Consider the following 16801-nt stretch of genomic DNA (forward strand, 5'->3'; position numbering starts at 1 on the left):
GGATCAGGTCGCGACGAGGTCGCGCGCGAGCGCCTCGTCGACGACCACGTCGGTGACGAGGCGCGCCGCCATGGCGCTGCGCAGGCTCGCGGCCTTGTGCACGCCCGCCGCGACGCACACGCGACGCGGCACGCGGCGCAGTCGCTCGAGGTCGGGGCCCGTCGCGCGGGCGTTCACGCGGATGTCGCGCCACGTGCCGTCCGCGCGGTAAAACACGGTCGCGACGTCGCCGATCGCGTGGTCCTCGGCGAGGCTGCGGAAGTCGTCGCGATCGAGGTAGCCGCCCGCGTACACGCGGCTCGGCACGTCGGCCGCGGGAGAGCCGACGCCGAAGACCGCGAGGTCCATGCGCGCCTGGATCTCGAGCACGCGGCGCGTGCTGCGCTCGCGCCACATCGCGGCGCGGGTGGCGGGATCGTCGAAGAACGCCGGCACGGGGAACTGCTGCACGCGCGCGCCGAACGCCTCGCCGAAGCGCTGCAGGATCTCGCTCGCGTACTCGATGCCGGTGGTCTGCATGTTGCCGGCCCCGTTCAGCTGCACGACCGTGACGTTGTGCAGCTCCTTCGAGGGCAGATGCCGGCTCAGCGCGCTGAGCGTGGATCCCCACGCCACGCCGACCGTCATGTGCGAGTCGACGAACTGCGGCAGCAGCCGCGCCGCAGTCATCGCGACCCGCTCCAGGCGGTCGACCTCGCTCACCGTGCTCGGCATCGGCACGACGTGCGCGGACACGAGGAAGCGGTCCCGGATCTCGCGCTCCAGCGCGCTGCCGCCCTCCACGGGGGACGTGATCCGGATGTCCACGATCCCGCTCTCGCGCGCGTACGCGAGCAGCCGGGAGACGGACGAGCGCGACACCCCGAGCTCGCTCGCGATCGCCTCCATCGTCATGTCCTGCATGTAGTACTTCTGCGATGCCGCGAGGGCGGCGGCCGCCCGCCCGCGGCGGCCCCCGCGCGGGGCGCTCGGGACTTCCGCGAGGTCGGCCATGAGGCCATTGTGCACGTTCGTGCACTGCGATTGCGACGATGTGCCCGACGGACCACTCTGGGAGTCGACACGAGAGGACGCGCCGATGACGGATCATCTGCCCCAGCCGGCCGAGAGGCCCGACGTGACCGCCGCCCGAGAGAGCGGGCGCACCTCGGTCCTTGTCATCGGCGGCGGGATCAACGGCATCTCGACCTTCCGCGACCTGGCCCTGCAGGGCGTGGACGCCCTGCTGGTGGAGCGCGGAGACTTCGCCTCGGGCGCCTCGGCGGCCTCGAGCCACATGATCCACGGCGGCATCCGCTACCTCGAGAACGGCGAGTTCCGCCTCGTGAAGGAGTCGGTGCAGGAGCGCAACGGCCTGCTGAAGATCGCCCCGCACTACGTCAAGCCGCTGCGCACGACGATCCCGATCTACTCCACGTTCTCGGGCATCCTGTCGGCCCCGCTGCGCTTCCTGACGCACCGCAGCGGCAAGCCCCAGGAGCGCGGCGCGTTCCTCATCAAGGTCGGCCTGACGATCTACGACACGTTCTCGCGCGCGGGCGGCACGGTCCCCCGGCACCGATTCCTGCGCCGCAAGCGCTCGCTGCAGGAGCTGCCCCAGCTCGACCCGCGGATCAAGTACACCGCCACGTACTTCGACGCCTCGATGCACGACCCCGAGCGGCTCGCGCTCGACGTGCTGCAGGACGGCCTGGACTCCCACGAGGGCGCGCACGCCCTGAACTACGTCGAGGCGATCGGCCGAACGGACGACGGCGTCGTGCTGCGCGACCTCGAGACCGGCACCGAGTTCACGATCGTCGCCGACGTCGTCGTGAACGCCTCGGGCCCGTGGACCGACCTCACGAACGCCGCGCTCGGCACGTCCACCCGCTTCATGGGCGGGACCAAGGGCTCGCACATCGTGCTCGACCACCCCGAGCTGCTGAAGGCGACGGACGGCCGGGAGATCTTCTTCGAGCACTCGGACGGCCGCATCGTGCTGATCTACCCGCTCAAGGGACGTGTGCTGGTCGGGACGACGGACATCGACGCGGATCCCGCCCAGCCGGTCGTGTGCACGGAGGAGGAGGTCGACTACTTCTTCGATCTCATCCACCACGTCTTCCCGTCGATCGCGGTCGACCGCAGCCAGATCGTGTTCCGCTTCTCGGGCATCCGCCCGCTCCCCCGTCACGAGGACACGGCTCCCGGCTTCGTCTCGCGCGACTACCGCGTGGAGGTCGACCGCTCGACGTCGACTCCGCTCGTGAGCCTGGTGGGAGGCAAGTGGACGACGTTCCGCGCGCTGGGCGAGTCGCTCACCGACACCGTGCTCGACCTGCTCGGGCGGCGGCGGCGCGTGCGCACCGCGGGCCGCACGATCGGCGGCGGCCGCGACTACCCCCGCACCGTGGCGGATCGCGACGCGTGGATGCGCCTTCACCTGCCCGGCGTCGAGCTGAAGCGCGCGATCGGCCTGATGCAGCGCTACGGCACGCGCGCCGCGGACGTGTGGACGCACATCGTGGACATGGAGGGCGGCGGCGAGGAGCAGCTGTTCGCGCATAGCCCGCTCTCGGCACGAGAGCTGAGCTGGATGGTCGAGCGCGAGCACGTGGTGCATCTGTCGGACGTCGTGCTGCGGCGCACCGCGGTCGCGTTCACGGGCGGCGCGACGGCGGAGGCGCTGGACGAGATCGCGACGGCGCTGGCCCCCCTGCTGGGCTGGGACGACGCGCGCCGCCGGGACGAGATCGCCTCCACGCGGGCCCTGCTCGCCGATCGACACGGCGTGGCCGTGCCCGAGGCCTCCTCCTGAAACCTCCGGGACGGTGCCCGCCGTCCCGGATCCCCCGCACGCGACATGGCTGTCGCGTGACGATCTGAAAGGTCGATGAAGACATGCAAGATGTGAATCTCGGGCTCTACTTCCTGTCCGAGCTCGTGGGCACCGCGATGCTGATCCTGATGGGCGCCGGCGTCGTGGCCAACGCGATCCTGGTCAAGGCCAAGGGCTTCGGCGGCGGATTCCTCATGATCAACTGGGGATGGGGCCTGGCGGTGTTCACCGGCGTGCTGGTGTCCGCGTACTCCGGCGCCATCCTGAACCCGGCCGTCGGTCTCGGCCTGCTGCTGCGCGGCACGATCGACGCCCCGCAGTTCTTCGTGGCCACGCTCGCGGAGCTCGTCGGCGCGATCGTCGGCGCCGTGCTGGCGTGGGCCGCCTACAAGCAGCACCTCGACGAGGAGGAGGATCCGGGCGCCAAGCTCGGCGTCTTCTCGACCGGCCCCGCCATCCGCTCGTACGGATGGAACCTCGTCACGGAGATCATCGGCACGTTCGTGCTGGTGTTCGTCATCTTCGCGTTCGCGGACTACGGCGACGTGGAGGTCGGCGTCCCCGGCGGTCTCGGCCCGCTCACCGCGCTGCCCGTCGCCCTGCTCGTCGTCGGCATCGGCGCGTCCCTCGGCGGTCCGACCGGCTACGCGATCAACCCCGCCCGCGACCTCGGCCCCCGCATCGCGCACGCGATCCTGCCGATCAAGGGCAAGGGCTCGAGCGACTGGTCCTACGCGTGGGTCCCGGTCGTCGGTCCCCTCATCGGCGGTGCGCTCGCCGCTCTCGCCGCGCCCCTGCTCCTGAGCCTCGCCTGACCCATTCGAAGGAGAATCCCATGGCTGACTACATCATCGCGATCGACCAGGGCACGACGTCGAGTCGCGCCATCGTGTTCGACAAGAAGGGTTCGATCGTCTCCACCGGACAGAAGGAGCACGAGCAGATCTTCCCCAAGCCGGGCTGGGTTGAGCACGACCCGCTCGAGATCTGGCGCAACGTGCAGGAGGTCATCGGCGTCGCGCTCGCGAAGGCCGACCTGACGCGGCACGACATCGCCGCCGTCGGCATCACGAACCAGCGCGAGACCGCGGTGGTGTGGGACCGGACGACCGGCAAGCCCGTCTACAACGCGATCGTGTGGCAGGACACCCGCACGCAGAGCATCGTGGACCGCCTCGCGCAGGACGGCGGCGTCGAGCGCTTCAAGCCCACGGTGGGCCTGCCGCTCGCGACGTACTTCTCGGGCACCAAGATCGTGTGGATCCTCGAGAACGTCGAGGGCGCGCGCGAGAAGGCCGAGGCCGGCGACCTGATGTTCGGCACGACCGACTCGTGGGTGCTGTGGAACCTCACGGGCGGCACGGACGGCGGCGTCCACGCCACGGACGTGACGAACGCCTCGCGCACGCTGTTCATGGACCTCGAGACGCTCGAGTGGCGCGACGACATCCTCGAGACGTTCGGCGTGCCGCGCTCGATGATGCCGGAGATCCGCTCGTCCTCCGAGGTCTACGGGGCGGCGGAGAGCTCCTCGCTGCTGCGCGAGACGCCCATCGCGGGCATCCTCGGCGACCAGCAGGCGGCGACGTTCGGTCAGGCCGCGTTCGAGACGGGCGAGAGCAAGAACACCTACGGCACGGGCAACTTCCTGATCTTCAACACGGGCGAGGAGATCGTCCACTCGAAGAACGGGCTGCTCACCACCGTCGGGTACAAGCTCGGCGACGGGCCGACGCACTATGCGCTCGAGGGATCGATCGCCGTGACCGGATCGCTGATCCAGTGGCTGCGCGATCAGCTCGGGATCATCTCGTCGGCGCCCGAGGTCGAGAAGCTCGCGACCACGGTCGAGGACAACGGCGGCGTGTACTTCGTGCCGGCGTTCTCGGGTCTGTACGCGCCGTACTGGCGCCCGGACGCGCGCGGGGCGATCGTGGGCCTCACCCGCTACGCGAACAAGGGCCACATCGCGCGGGCCGCGCTCGAGGCGGTCGCGTACCAGACGCGCGACGTGATCGACGCGGTCAACGCGGACGCGGGCGTGGACCTCACCGAGCTCAAGGTCGACGGCGGCATGGTCGCGAACGACGCGCTCATGCAGTTCCAGGCCGACGTGCTCGGCGTGCCGGTCGTCCGTCCCGTGGTCGCGGAGACGACGGCGCTCGGCGCCGCCTACGCCGCGGGCCTCGCGGTCGGCTTCTGGTCGGGCCTGGAGGACCTGTCGGCCAACTGGCAGGAGGACAAGCGCTGGGAGTCGAGCATGGACGAGGCCGAGCGCGACCGTCAGCTGCGCCTGTGGCGCAAGGCCGTCACGAAGTCGATGGACTGGGTCGACGACGACGTGAAGTGACCAGCTGAACACGAAGGCGGCCCCGGAAATCGGATCCCGGGGCCGCCTTCCGCTGTGCGGGCGGTCAACTCGGCGTCAGCGACCCCCGCCGAAGAGCTTCTGGATCTCCGCCAGGTCGGCCTCGCTCGGCGCCTTCTGGCCGCCGAGGCCGAAGCCCGAGCCGGTGGGCTGCTGCGGGGCGGCGAGGCCCGCGTTCTCCGCGGCGCGCTTGGCGGGGTTGCCCGAGCGCGATCCGCTCTTCTTGGCCTGCTTGCCGCGCTTGGACGATCCGCCGGGGCGCCCCATGCCGGGCACGGGACCCATGCCGGGGATGTTGGGGGTGCCGCCGCGCGCGACGGTCTTCATCATCTTCGCGGCCTGCTCGAAGCGGTTCACGAGCTGGTTGACGTCGGTGACGGTCATGCCCGATCCCCGCGCGATGCGGGCGCGGCGCGATCCGTTCAGCAGCTTGGTGTTCTGCCGCTCGCCGGGCGTCATCGAGCGGATGATCGCCTCGGTGCGGTCGATCTCGCGCTCGTCGAAGTCGTCCAGCTGCTGCTTCATCTGGCCCATGCCCGGCAGCATGCCGAGCATCTTCTTCATGGAGCCCATCTTCTTGAGCTGCTGCATCTGCTCGAGGAAGTCCTCGAGCGTGAACTGGTCCTTCGCGAACTTCTCGGCGACCTTGGCCGCCTCCTCCTCGTCGAAGGCCTGCTGGGCCTGCTCGATGAGGGTCAGGATGTCGCCGAGGTCGAGGATCCGGCTCGCCATGCGGTCGGGGTGGAAGGGCTCGAGGTCCTCGAGTCCCTCGCCGGTGGAGGCGAAGATGATCGGGCGCCCGGTGACCGAGGCGACCGACAGCGCGGCGCCGCCGCGCGCGTCGCCGTCGAGCTTCGAGAGCACCACGCCGGTGAAGTCGACGCCGTCCTGGAACGCCTTGGCCGTGTTGACCGCGTCCTGACCGATCATCGCGTCGATCACGAACAGGACCTCGTCCGGATCCGTCGCCTTCCGGATGTCGGCGGCCTGCTTCATCAGCTCGGCGTCCACGCCGAGGCGTCCGGCGGTGTCGATGATGACCACGTCGTGCTGCTTCTGCTTCGCGAACTCCACGCCCGCGCGCGACACCTTCACGGGGTCGCCGACGCCGTTGCCGGGCTCGGGCGCGTAGATGGCGGCGCCGGCGCGCTCCGCGACCACCTGCAGCTGGTTCACGGCGTTGGGACGCTGCAGGTCGGCGGCGACCAGCAGCGGCGTGTGGCCGTCCTTCTCGAGCTGGCGCGCGAGCTTGCCGGCGAACGTCGTCTTTCCCGAGCCCTGCAGGCCCGCGAGCATGATGACCGTGGGCGGGTTCTTCGCGAACTGCAGTCGGCGCTGCTCGCCGCCGAGGATGCCCACGAGCTCCTCGTTGACGATCTGCACGACCTGCTGCGCGGGGTTCAGCGCGCGGCTGACCTCGTCGCCGAGCGCGCGCTCGCGCACCTTCGCGGTGAACTCCTTCACGACGGTCAGCGCGACGTCCGCGTCGAGCAGGGCGCGACGGATCTCGCGGACGGTGCCGTCGACGTCCGCCGGCGAGAGCTTGCCCTTGGTGCGGAGGTTGCGGAAGGTCTCGGTGAGGCGGTCGGAGAGCGTGCCGAAGGTAGCCATGATCCTCCGATTCTACCGGCGCGGATCCGCACGCCTTCTGCGCGCGCGAACTCTCGCTCGCCGTATTGTTGGACGTGGTCCAGAAATCTCCGCGAAGGGATCCGCATGCTCGACATCGTCCGGGTCGGCCTGGCGCCGGCGTACGTCCCCTACCTCGAGGCGTGGGAGCTGCAGCGCCGCGTGCACTCAGACGTGCGCGCGGGCGAGCGCCCCGACACGCTGCTGCTGCTCGAGCACGAGGCCGTCTACACGGCGGGCGTGCGCACGCAGCCGGAGGACCGGCCGACGGACGGCACACCGGTGATCGAGGTCGATCGCGGAGGCCGGATCACCTGGCACGGCCCGGGACAGCTCGTCGGATACCCGATCGTGAAGCTGCCGGAGCCGAACGACGTCGTGGGGCACGTGCGCCGGCTGGAGCGCGCCCTGATCGCCGCGCTGGCCGCGGTCGGGGTGGCCGGGGTGCAGGTCGAGGGGCGCAGCGGCGTCTGGGTCGAACGCCCCGACGCCTCCCCCGCGAAGATCGCCGCGATCGGCGTGCGCGTCGCCGGCGGCGTCACCATGCACGGGTTCGCGATCAACTGCGACAACGCGCTCGACGGCTTCGCCGCGATCGTGCCGTGCGGCATCCGGGACGCGGGCGTCACGACGATCAGCGCGGTGCAGGGCGAGCGGATCTCGCCGCGCGACGTCCTGGATCCGGTGTCCGCCGCGCTGACGGCGGCGTTCGAGCCGGCGGTGGCGGCATGACCGCGGCTCCGGACGGCCGGAAGCTGCTGCGCCTCGAGGTGCGGAACGCCCAGACCCCGATCGAGCGCAAGCCCGAGTGGATCAAGACGGTCGCGAAGCAGGGGCCCGAGTACCAGGCGCTCAAGTCGCTCGTGAAGGGCGAGGACCTGCACACGGTGTGCCAGGAGGCGGGCTGCCCCAACATCTACGAGTGCTGGGAGGACCGGGAGGCGACGTTCCTGATCGGCGGCTCGCAGTGCACGCGCCGGTGCGACTTCTGCCAGATCGACACGGGCAAGCCGGCCGACTACGACACGGACGAGCCGCGTCGCGTCGCCGAGTCGGTGCGCACCATGGGCCTGCGGTACGCGACCGTGACCTCGGTGGCCCGCGACGATCTCCCCGACACGGGCGCGTGGCTGAACGCCGAGACGGTGCGGAGGATCCATGAGCTGAACCCGAACACGGGCGTCGAGCTGCTGGCGAACGAGCACAACGCGGATCCCGCGTTCCTCGGCCAGATCTTCGACGCGCGCCCGGAGGTGTTCGCGCACAACGTCGAGACCGTGCCGCGCATCTTCAAGCGCATCCGCCCCGCGTTCCGGTACGAGCGCTCGCTGGACGTGATCACGCAGGGGCACGAGGCGGGCCTGATCACCAAGTCGAACCTGATCCTCGGCATGGGAGAGGAGCCGGAGGAGGTCGTCTCGGCGCTGCGGGATCTGCACGACGCCGGCTGCGACATCATCACGATCACGCAGTATCTGCGCCCGACGCCGCGTCACCTCCCCGTCGCGCGCTACGTCAAGCCGCAGGAGTTCGTGGAGTTCAAGGTCGAGGCCGAGCGCATCGGCTTCCTGGGCGTGCTCGCGGGGCCGCTCGTCCGCTCGTCGTACCGGGCGGGCCGCCTGTGGGCGCAGTCGATGCTGTCCAAGGGCCGGGAGATCCCGCCCCACCTGGCGCACATCGCCGAGGGCGCGGAGGCGGGGTTCCTTCAGGCCGTGTGACGCGTTCTCCGGAGATCACGGCTTCTCAGGACCGGATCCGCGGGTTCGGGACCTGAGAACGCGGCATCTCCGGAGAAGCCGGCGGATCAGTCGAGCGGGATCGCGCGGATCGCGTCGAGCGCGGCGTCGAGGGTCGCGGCGAGGTCGCTGCGGCCCGGGCCCGCGAGGGACCAGCGCTCCACCGCCGCGAGCACCGCGCCGCCGTAGGCCGCACCGCCGACCTCCGCCGCGAGCGGGTCGGCGCCGCGGCGGCGCAGCGCCCGGGCGACGACACGGCCGATGCGCGCGCGACGCAGCGCCGCCTCGCGCTCGAGCTCGGCGACGAGGCCCATGGCCTCGGCGTTCGCGAGGGCCAGGGCGAGGGCGTCGGGCGCGAAGTCGTGGGCGAGCGCGCGCACCGCCGCGGCGGGGGTCGCGCGCTCGAGTGCGTCCTCGAGCGCGTCGATCCGCTCGTCGAGGCCGCCCCACAGCAGCGCGCCCTTGGAAGCGGCGTAGTTGAAGAAGCTCGAGCGGCTCACTCCCGCGCGCGCCGCGATCTCGGCGATCGAGGTCGCCTCGTAGCCCTGCTCGAGGAACAGCTCGCTCGCCGCCTCGGCGAGCACCTCGCGCGACGACGCCCTGGGCCGCCCGGCGCGGGAGGTCACTTCGTCGCGCTCAGTACGCCGCATGGATCCAGCGTAGGGCCGCGGCGTTTGCGCCACCCCGCGACGTCCGCCTATCCTGGCTCATACTGACCAAGCGGTCAGAACATCGGCGACGAGGAGGTCACCCGGATGAGCCAGTCCCTGCGCCTCGACGCGCGAGACACGCACGTGCGGGCGACGCTCGACCGCCCCGAGAAGCGGAACGCGATCGACCGGGAGCTCGTCGACGCCCTGCACGACCTCTGCGCGGATCTCGAACGCGAGCCGCGCACGCTCGTCCTGACCGGCGCGGGCGGCACGTTCGCCGCGGGCGCCGACATCGCGCAGCTGCGCGAGCGCCGCGCGTCCGACGCGCTCGCGGGCATCAACACGCGCTGCTTCGAGCGCATCCGGAACCTGCCCATGCCCGTCATCGCGGTGATCGACGGCTACGCGCTCGGCGGCGGCGCGGAGCTCGCGTACGCCGCGGACATCCGGATCGGCACCCCGGCCCTGAAGATCGGCAACCCGGAGACGGGGCTCGGGATCATCGCGGCCGCGGGCGCGACGTGGCGCCTGCGCGAGATCGTCGGCGAGCCGCTGGCCGCGGAGCTCCTGCTCACCGGTCGCGTGCTGGACGCGGACGAGGCGCTCGCGGCCGGTCTGGTGACGCGCGTGCTCGAGCCGGACGACGCCCTCGTCGAGGCCGAGCGGATCGCGACGCGGATCGCCGCGCTCGATCCCGCCGCGACCCAGGCGACCAAGCGCGCGCTGCTCGCGCCGCGCGACGCCCACCCCGCGATCGACCTCGAGGAGCAGGCCGTGCTGTTCGAGAGCCCCGAGAAGGAGCGCCGGATGACCGCCTTCCTCGAGAGGAAGAGGAAGTGAGCGACACGACACCCGCCCGCGTCGGCGTGCTCGGCGGCGGACGCATGGGCGGCGGGATCGCCCACGCGTTCCTCCTCGCGGGCTCCGACGTCACCGTGGTGGAGCGCGACCAGGACGCAGCGGACGCGGCCCGGGCGCGGATCGCGCACAGCATCGACCGGTCGATCGCGCGCGGCGTCGACGCCAGCGCGGCCGAGCTGCGCAGCCGCCTCACGGTCGCGACCGACGCGGCCGCGTTCGGTCTGCACGGACTCGTGATCGAGGCCGTGCCCGAGGACCTCGACCTCAAGCTCGAGGCGCTCGCGCGGGTCGAGGCGCAGCTCGCCGCCGACGCCGTGCTCGCCTCGAACACGTCCTCCATCCCGCTCGCGCACCTGACCGAGACGCTCGAGCGTCCCGAGCGGCTGCTGGGCCTGCACTTCTTCAACCCCGTGCCCGCCTCGACGCTCGTGGAGATCGTCGTGGGCGCGGAGACCGCCGCGGAGCTGCCCGAGACGGCCCGCGGCTGGGTGCGCGCGCTCGGCAAGACGCCCATCACGGTGCGGGACTCCCCCGGCTTCGCGTCGAGCCGGCTCGGCGTCGCGATCGCGCTCGAGGCGATCCGCATGGTCGAGGACCGCGTCGCGAGCGCCGCGGACATCGACCTCGCGATGGAGCTCGGGTACAAGCACCCCTCCGGGCCGCTCAAGACCACCGACATCGTCGGGCTCGACGTGCGGCTCGGCATCGCCGAGCAGCTCGAGCGCGATCTCGGCCCGCGCTTCGCCCCGCCGCAGCTGCTGCGCGACATGGTCGCCGAGGGGCGCATCGGCCGGAAGGCCGGCCGCGGCTTCTACGAATGGAACGAGGAGACATGACCCGCATGCTGCAGAGCCACGTGCAGGACGCCTGGTGGCAGCCCGCCGAGGGCACGAGCGGCGCGGAGGTGCGCGACGCCTCGACGGGCGAGATCGTGGCGACCGTGTCGAGCGAGGGCCTCGACCTCGGCGCGGCGCTCGAGCACGGCCGCACCGTGGGTCAGGCGAGCCTCGGCGCGCTGACCTTCCACAAGCGCGCGGTGCTGCTGAAGCAGATGGCGCTCGCGCTGCTGGAGCGCAAGGAGGAGCTGTACGAGCTGTCGTACCGCACGGGTGCCACGAGGAACGACTCGTGGGTCGACATCGAGGGCGGCATCGGCGTGCTGTTCGCGTACTCCGGCAAGGGCCGGCGCGAGCTTCCCAACGCGCCGTATCCGCATACGAACGTGCAGCTGGACGGGCCGCTCGAGGTGCTCGCGAAGGACGGCTCGTTCCTCGGCCGTCACATCCGCACGACCCTGCCCGGGGTCGCGGTGCAGATCAACGCGTTCAACTTCCCCGTGTGGGGCCCGCTCGAGAAGCTCGCGCCCGCGTTCCTCGCGGGCATGCCGAGCGTCATCAAGCCCGCCACGCCCACGGCGTACGTGACCGAGCACCTCGTGCGCATCCTGGTGGAATCCGGGCTGCTGCCGGCCGGATCCGTCCAGCTCGTCTCCGGATCCGTCCGCGAGCTGTTCGACCACGCCCGCCTGGGCGACGTCGTCTCGTTCACCGGATCCGCGTCGACCGCCGACGGGCTGCGCCGCCACGACGCCGTCCAGCGGGGAGGTGTGATCTTCAACGCCGAGACCGACTCGATCAACGCCTCCGTGCTCGGCCCCGACGCGACGCCCGGCACGCCGGAGTTCGACGCGTACGTGCGCCAGCTCGTGACCGAGATGACATCCAAGGCCGGCCAGAAGTGCACGGCGATCCGCCGCGCGATCGTGCCCGCGGCCGCCGCGGACGAGCTGGTCGAGGCCGTCCGGAACCGGATCGCCGAGAAGGTCGTCGTGGGCGATCCGCGCTCGGAGGGCGTCACGATGGGCGCCCTCGCCTCCCTCGAGCAGCGCGACGAGGTGCTGCGCCAGGTGCGCGCGCTGGTCGACGGCGGCGGCTCGGTCGTCCTCGGGTCGCTCGACGCACCCGAGGGCGACGGCGCGTTCCTGTCGCCGATCCTGCTCCGCTTCGCGGACGCGACCGCCGCGCGCGCGCACGACACCGAGGCGTTCGGCCCGGTGTCGTCGCTGCTGACGTACGAGACGCCCGCGCAGGCCGCCGACCTGGTCGTCCGCGGCGGCGGGTCGCTCGTGACCAGCGTGGCGTCCGGCGATCCGGCGTTCGTCGCGGGGCTCACGCGCCGCGTCGCCTCCGCGAACGGGCGCATGCTGCTGCTCGACCGCGACGACGCCCGCTCGTCCACGGGCCACGGATCGCCCCTGCCGATGCTCGTGCACGGCGGCCCCGGCCGCGCGGGCGGCGGCGAGGAGCTGGGCGGCATCCGGAGCGTGTTCCACTACATGCAGCGCACGGCGATCCAGGGCTCCCCCGAGATGCTCACGGCCGTCACGGGCGTGTGGCACACGGGCGCCCGCGTGGTGTCGGACGGCGTGCACCCGTTCCGCAAGCCGCTCGAGGAGCTGCGGATCGGCGACCGGGTCGTGTCCGAGGAGCGCGAGGTCACGCTGGCCGACATCGAGCACTTCGCGGAGTTCACGGGCGACACGTTCTACGCGCACATGGACGAGGACGCCGCGGCCGCCAACCCCTTCTTCCCCGGACGCGTCGCGCACGGGTACCTGCTGGTGTCGTTCGCGGCGGGGCTGTTCGTCTCGCCCGAGCCCGGCCCGGTGCTGGCCAACTACGGCCTGGAGAACCTGCGCTTCCTCACGCCCGTCTCCCCCGGCGACCGGATCCGCGTCGCGCTCACGGCGAAGCAGATCATCCCGCGCGAGACCGACGAGTACGGCGAGGTGCACTGGGACGTGGTCCTGACGAACCAGAGGGACGAGACGGTCGCGACCTACGACGTCCTCACCCTCGTCTCGAAGTCGCATTCCTCTTCCCGCTCCGCGGGGTAGTGCACCGAGCGTGATCGATCGCTCGACCGACGCTTCGCGCCGGCGCTCACGATCGAAGGCTGTCGCTTCGCTCCATCCCTTGTACGTCGCGTTTTCGAGATAGTCGGCATTCGCTTCGCTCAACGCTCGCTTCGCTCGCACGGGGGAACATGTCCGCACCCGGTGTGATCACTCGCTTCAGATGGCCCCTGTTCCTCGCGGATAGGGGCCATTCGAGGCAGGTCACGCGGCCGAAACTCACCGGTAGTCGCGGGTCTCGCTGACGCGGAGGCCGCTGCGGACGAAGGCGACGACGGCGTCGGCGATCTGGTCCGGGGTCAGGGGGCCGTCGGGGCGGTACCACTCGACGATCGAGTTGACGAGTCCGAATGTCAGGCGCTCCGCGACGCCCGGATCGACGTCGTCGCGCAGCGAGTCCTGCTCGCGTCCGAGCTCGAACAGGCGGCGCAGCCTCTGGTCGAACTCGCGGCGGCGCTCCATGGCGTGCCGCTGCGCGTCGGTGTTCCCCCGCAGCCGCAGCAGCAGCGTGAGGTAGGGCTGCTGCTCGCACGCCACCCGCACCGCGCCGCGCAGCACGTGGCGGATGCGCAGGTCCACCGCACCGGACGTCGCCTCGGGCGACTCGAACACCGCCTCGAGCGCGCCGAGCGCCTTGCCCACCGCGAGCTCGAGCATCTCCTCCTTCGAGGAGAAGTGGTGGTACACGGCCGACTTCGACAGCCCGAGCCGCTGCGCGATGATCCCGAGCGACGTGGCGTCGTAGCCGTGGTCGTTGAACGCGTCGACGATCACCGCGAGCATGCCGTCGCGGTCATATCCGGGTCGCCCGCGCCGTGGGGCATCCGTGGTGGTCGTCACGGGTCCATCCTGCCGCAGCCGGCGCTCATCCCTGGTCGCGCAGGTCGTAGAGGCGCTTGTACTTGCCCTCCGAGCGCGGCAGGGATCCGGTCGGCACGATCTCGACGTCGACCGTGGTGCCGATCCGCTCCTTCACGCGCAGCTGCAGGATGAGCGCGGCCGACTCGCTCGTCTCGCGCGAGACGCCGGGCGTGCACTCGATCTTGACGGTCAGCTCGTCCATCCGGCCGCGCTTGGTCAGCTCGAGGATGAAGTGCGGCGTGAGGTGCTCGATCTCGAGCGCGATCTCCTCGATCTGCGTCGGGAACAGGTTCACGCCACGCAGGATGATCATGTCGTCGTTGCGGCCCGTGATCTTCTCGATGCGCCGCATCGCCGGATACGCCGATCCGGGCATGAGCCGCGTCAGGTCGCGCGTCCGGTACCGGATGACCGGGAACGCCTCCTTCGTGAGCGTCGTGAAGACGAGCTCGCCGCGCTCGCCGTCGGCCACGCGCTGCAGGTCCTCGCCGATGATCTCGGGCAGGAAGTGGTCCTCCCACACGTGCGGGCCGTCCTGCGTCTCGATGCTCTCCTGCCCCACGCCCGGGCCCATCACCTCGGACAGGCCGTAGATGTCCACCGCCTTGAGGTCCATTCGCCGCTCGAGCTCGTGGCGCATCTCGTTCGTCCACGGCTCGGCACCGCAGATCGCGACCTTGAGGCTGGTCTCGCGCGGGTCCAGTCCCTGCTCCTCGAACGCGTCGGCGATCGTCAGCAGGTAGCTCGGCGTGCACATGATCGCGTCGGGCTCGAAGTCGCGGATCAGCTGCACCTGGCGCGCGGTCTGCCCGCCCGACACCGGGATCACCACGCATCCGGCGCGCTCGATGCCCGCGTGCGCGCCGAGGCCGCCCGTGAACAGGCCGTAGCCGTACGCGTTGTGCACCTTCCAGCCGGGCTGCACTCCGGCCGCGCGCAGCGACCGCGCGATGAGGTCCGCCCACCGGTCGAGGTCGCCCTCCGTGTAGCCGACCACGGTCGGCCGTCCGGTCGTGCCCGACGACGCGTGGATGCGGCGCACCTCGGACATCGGCACCGCGAACATCCCGAACGGATAGGCGCGGCGGAGGTCCTCCTTGGTCGTGAACGGCAGCCGCTCGACGTCGGCGAGCGTCCGGATGTCGTCGGGCGCGATGCCCGCGGCCTCGAACTTCGCGCGGTACATCGGCACGTTCTCGTACGCGTGCCGCACGGTCCACCGCAACCGCTCGAGCTGCAGCGCCTCAAGCGCGGCCCGGGCCATCGTCTCGGGCGCGCCGGGATCGGCCGGCGGGACCGAGTGGTCGCTGCGGAAGGGGCCCTTGCCGGAGAGCAGGGTGTCGGTCATCGGGGCTCCTTCTTGTCTGCGGGGTGCGGCGTGTCGGCGGAGGCGGACGGCGGGGCGGGGATGGCGCGAGACCGGCCGCGGAACTCCGCCACGGCCGTGCCGCCCTCGTCGGTCACGGCGATGTCGTAGATGCCGTTGCGGCCGCCGAGCCATCGGCGGACGGCCGTGGCGGTGAGGACGTCGCCCACGTGCGTGGCGCGCAGGAACGCGATGTCGGCGGCCTGTGCGACGACCATGTCCTCGCCCTCGTTGCACGCGTACGCGAACGCGGTGTCGGCGAGCGTGAACACCATGCCGCCGTGCGTGATGCCGAAGCCGTTCGCCATCCAGTCGCGCACGGTCATGGTCAGCACGGCGCGACCGGGCTCGAGCTCGCGGATCTCGATGCCGAAGTGCTGCTTGGTGAAGTCGGTGGGCGCCATCGTCGTGGCGCGCCACCGGGCATCGGGCGCGATCGAGTCCTCGAACGTCTCCACCTGCTGGTCCATGCACGCTCCCTCGCGTCGCGGATCCCGCTCGCATTGCGGGCCGACGTGAGCCGAGTATACTCACTGAATGTTCGGTCAGTAATTCCAGGATCCAGGCTCACGGCGAGGAGGCCCGCGATGTCGACGACGACGGACACGCCAGACGAGGTCGAGGCGCCCGAGCTCGAGGCACAGGAGCAGTTCGACGCGCTCATCGACGCCGACCAGCGCATCGAGCCGCGCGACTGGATGCCCGAGGCGTACCGGCGCACGCTGATCCGGCAGATCTCGCAGCACGCGCACTCGGAGATCATCGGCATGCAGCCCGAGGCGAACTGGATCACGCGCGCCCCGAGCCTGCGCCGCAAGGCGATCCTGATGGCGAAGGTGCAGGATGAGGCCGGCCACGGGCTGTATCTCTACTCCGCCGCGCAGACGCTCGGGATCACGCGCGACGAGATGACGCAGCAGCTGATCGCCGGCAAGGCCCGCTACTCGTCGATCTTCAACTACCCCACCCCGACGTGGGCCGACATGGGCGCGATCGGCTGGCTCGTGGACGGCGCGGCGATCGTGAACCAGGTGCCGCTGTGCCGCGCGTCGTACGGCCCGTACGGCCGCGCGATGGTGCGCATCTGCAAGGAGGAGTCGTTCCACCAGCGCCAGGGCTTCGAGATCCTGCTCGAGCTCGCTCAGGGCACGCCCGAGCAGAAGCGGATGGCGCAGGATGCCGTGGACCGCTGGTACTGGCCGTCGATCATGATGTTCGGTCCGCCCGACGACGACTCCCCCAACTCGGCGCAGTCGATGGCATGGAAGATCAAGCGGTTCTCGAACGACGAGCTGCGCTCGCGGTTCGTCGGCATGCTCGTGCCCCAGTTCGAGGCGCTCGGGCTCGAGTGCCCCGACAGGGACCTGCGCTTCGACGAGGAGAGCGGTCGCTGGGTCACCGGGCCGATCGACTGGGACGAGTTCCAGGCCGTGCTCGACGGCCGCGGCCCCCTGAACAGCCACCGCATCCGCCACCGCCGGGAGGCGCACGCCGACGGCGCGTGGGTGCGCGAGGCCGCCGCCGTGTACGCCCGCAAGCAGCAGGAGAAGGCGCGCTTCGCCGCCTGACCTCCGATCCGATCCCCCTGGAGA

At 71.2% G+C, this 16801-nt stretch carries 15 protein-coding genes; 9 read left to right on the forward strand and 6 right to left on the reverse strand.

Annotation, left to right across the window (positions count from 1 at the left end; translation table 11 throughout):
- Positions 1–3: 3 nt before the first annotated feature.
- Positions 4–993, reverse strand: coding sequence for a sugar-binding transcriptional regulator (locus AAD528_RS02660; RefSeq protein ID WP_345750479.1), 990 nt, complete (start codon positions 991–993; stop codon positions 4–6).
- Positions 994–1078: 85 nt separating this feature from the next.
- On the opposite strand from AAD528_RS02660, the gene AAD528_RS02665 reads away from it, so the two are divergent.
- The 3 genes from AAD528_RS02665 (at position 1079) to glpK (ending at position 5171) form a co-directional block, all read left to right on the forward strand.
- Positions 1079–2800 (forward strand): glycerol-3-phosphate dehydrogenase/oxidase, encoded by a 1722-nt coding sequence (locus tag AAD528_RS02665; RefSeq protein WP_345750480.1) that lies wholly within the window; start codon positions 1079–1081, stop codon positions 2798–2800.
- 83 nt (positions 2801–2883) lie between these two features.
- The gene (locus AAD528_RS02670) at positions 2884–3636 is read left to right on the forward strand and encodes an MIP/aquaporin family protein (protein WP_345750481.1); all 753 of its coding nucleotides are present in this window, start codon (positions 2884–2886) and stop codon (positions 3634–3636) included.
- Positions 3637–3656: 20 nt separating this feature from the next.
- On the forward strand, positions 3657–5171 hold the full coding sequence (gene glpK, locus AAD528_RS02675) for a glycerol kinase GlpK (RefSeq protein WP_345750482.1): 1515 nt from the start codon (positions 3657–3659) through the stop codon (positions 5169–5171).
- A 75-nt stretch (positions 5172–5246) separates the two neighbouring features.
- On the opposite strand, the gene ffh is transcribed toward glpK, so the two are convergent.
- The gene (ffh, locus tag AAD528_RS02680; RefSeq protein ID WP_345750483.1) at positions 5247–6800 is read right to left on the reverse strand and encodes a signal recognition particle protein; all 1554 of its coding nucleotides are present in this window, start codon (positions 6798–6800) and stop codon (positions 5247–5249) included.
- 105 nt (positions 6801–6905) lie between these two features.
- Between ffh and lipB the strand changes: the two genes are divergently transcribed.
- Positions 6906–7550, forward strand: coding sequence for a lipoyl(octanoyl) transferase LipB (gene lipB / locus AAD528_RS02685; protein ID WP_375339567.1), 645 nt, complete (start codon positions 6906–6908; stop codon positions 7548–7550).
- The gene (lipA, locus tag AAD528_RS02690) at positions 7547–8536 is read left to right on the forward strand and encodes a lipoyl synthase (protein ID WP_345750484.1); all 990 of its coding nucleotides are present in this window, start codon (positions 7547–7549) and stop codon (positions 8534–8536) included. Before lipB ends, lipA begins: the two co-directional genes overlap by 4 nt.
- 86 nt (positions 8537–8622) lie before the next feature.
- Here lipA and AAD528_RS02695 read toward each other — a convergent pair whose 3' ends face one another.
- A complete protein-coding gene (locus AAD528_RS02695) occupies positions 8623–9204 on the reverse strand; it encodes a TetR/AcrR family transcriptional regulator (protein ID WP_345750485.1) in 582 nt (193 codons plus the stop codon).
- Between the two features lie 105 nt (positions 9205–9309).
- Here AAD528_RS02695 and AAD528_RS02700 point away from each other — a divergent pair, with 105 nt between their 5' ends.
- The 3 genes from AAD528_RS02700 to paaZ are packed head-to-tail and all read left to right on the forward strand — an operon-like array spanning position 9310 to position 12964.
- Complete coding sequence (locus AAD528_RS02700; protein WP_345750486.1) at positions 9310–10047, forward strand: enoyl-CoA hydratase/isomerase family protein; 738 nt, start codon at positions 9310–9312, stop codon at positions 10045–10047.
- Entirely contained in the window at positions 10044–10904 is an 861-nt protein-coding gene (locus AAD528_RS02705; protein ID WP_345750487.1) for a 3-hydroxyacyl-CoA dehydrogenase family protein, read from the forward strand. Before AAD528_RS02700 ends, AAD528_RS02705 begins: the two co-directional genes overlap by 4 nt.
- Positions 10901–12964: a phenylacetic acid degradation bifunctional protein PaaZ gene (gene paaZ / locus AAD528_RS02710; RefSeq protein ID WP_345750488.1), complete on the forward strand. Its 2064-nt coding sequence runs from the start codon at positions 10901–10903 to the stop codon at positions 12962–12964. Before AAD528_RS02705 ends, paaZ begins: the two co-directional genes overlap by 4 nt.
- A gap of 237 nt (positions 12965–13201) precedes the next feature.
- Here the strand turns inward: paaZ and AAD528_RS02715 are convergent, their stop codons facing one another.
- Genes AAD528_RS02715 through paaI form a run of 3 tightly spaced genes read right to left on the reverse strand, consistent with a single transcriptional unit; the run spans position 13202 to position 15679 of the window.
- The gene (locus AAD528_RS02715) at positions 13202–13822 is read right to left on the reverse strand and encodes a TetR/AcrR family transcriptional regulator (protein WP_345750489.1); all 621 of its coding nucleotides are present in this window, start codon (positions 13820–13822) and stop codon (positions 13202–13204) included.
- A gap of 25 nt (positions 13823–13847) precedes the next feature.
- On the reverse strand, positions 13848–15191 hold the full coding sequence (gene paaK, locus AAD528_RS02720; protein WP_375339568.1) for a phenylacetate--CoA ligase PaaK: 1344 nt from the start codon (positions 15189–15191) through the stop codon (positions 13848–13850).
- On the reverse strand, positions 15188–15679 hold the full coding sequence (gene paaI / locus AAD528_RS02725) for a hydroxyphenylacetyl-CoA thioesterase PaaI (protein WP_345750490.1): 492 nt from the start codon (positions 15677–15679) through the stop codon (positions 15188–15190). The genes paaK and paaI overlap by 4 nt, the downstream gene beginning before the upstream one ends.
- Positions 15680–15796: 117 nt before the next feature.
- On the opposite strand from paaI, the gene paaA reads away from it, so the two are divergent.
- Positions 15797–16777 (forward strand): 1,2-phenylacetyl-CoA epoxidase subunit PaaA, encoded by a 981-nt coding sequence (gene paaA, locus AAD528_RS02730; RefSeq protein ID WP_345750491.1) that lies wholly within the window; start codon positions 15797–15799, stop codon positions 16775–16777.
- Positions 16778–16801 lie beyond the last annotated feature (24 nt).

Origin of the sequence: Microbacterium rhizophilum, assembly GCF_039605615.1 — a bacterium.
Taxonomy (GTDB): Bacteria; Actinomycetota; Actinomycetes; order Actinomycetales; family Microbacteriaceae; genus Microbacterium; species Microbacterium rhizophilus.

Excerpts from the sequence above, each read along its gene's own strand:
- AAD528_RS02660 (WP_345750479.1), bottom strand. The coding sequence starts at position 993 with ATGGCCGACCTCGCGGAAGTCCCGAGCGCCCCGCGCGGGGGCCGCCGC.
- AAD528_RS02665 (WP_345750480.1), top strand. The coding sequence starts at position 1,079 with ATGACGGATCATCTGCCCCAGCCGGCCGAGAGGCCCGACGTGACCGCC.
- AAD528_RS02670 (WP_345750481.1), top strand. The coding sequence starts at position 2,884 with ATGCAAGATGTGAATCTCGGGCTCTACTTCCTGTCCGAGCTCGTGGGC.
- glpK (WP_345750482.1), top strand. The coding sequence starts at position 3,657 with ATGGCTGACTACATCATCGCGATCGACCAGGGCACGACGTCGAGTCGC.
- ffh (WP_345750483.1), bottom strand. The coding sequence starts at position 6,800 with ATGGCTACCTTCGGCACGCTCTCCGACCGCCTCACCGAGACCTTCCGC.
- lipB (WP_375339567.1), top strand. The coding sequence starts at position 6,906 with ATGCTCGACATCGTCCGGGTCGGCCTGGCGCCGGCGTACGTCCCCTAC.
- lipA (WP_345750484.1), top strand. The coding sequence starts at position 7,547 with ATGACCGCGGCTCCGGACGGCCGGAAGCTGCTGCGCCTCGAGGTGCGG.
- AAD528_RS02695 (WP_345750485.1), bottom strand. The coding sequence starts at position 9,204 with ATGCGGCGTACTGAGCGCGACGAAGTGACCTCCCGCGCCGGGCGGCCC.
- AAD528_RS02700 (WP_345750486.1), top strand. The coding sequence starts at position 9,310 with ATGAGCCAGTCCCTGCGCCTCGACGCGCGAGACACGCACGTGCGGGCG.
- paaZ (WP_345750488.1), top strand. The coding sequence starts at position 10,901 with ATGACCCGCATGCTGCAGAGCCACGTGCAGGACGCCTGGTGGCAGCCC.
- paaK (WP_375339568.1), bottom strand. The coding sequence starts at position 15,191 with ATGACCGACACCCTGCTCTCCGGCAAGGGCCCCTTCCGCAGCGACCAC.
- paaI (WP_345750490.1), bottom strand. The coding sequence starts at position 15,679 with ATGGACCAGCAGGTGGAGACGTTCGAGGACTCGATCGCGCCCGATGCC.
- paaA (WP_345750491.1), top strand. The coding sequence starts at position 15,797 with ATGTCGACGACGACGGACACGCCAGACGAGGTCGAGGCGCCCGAGCTC.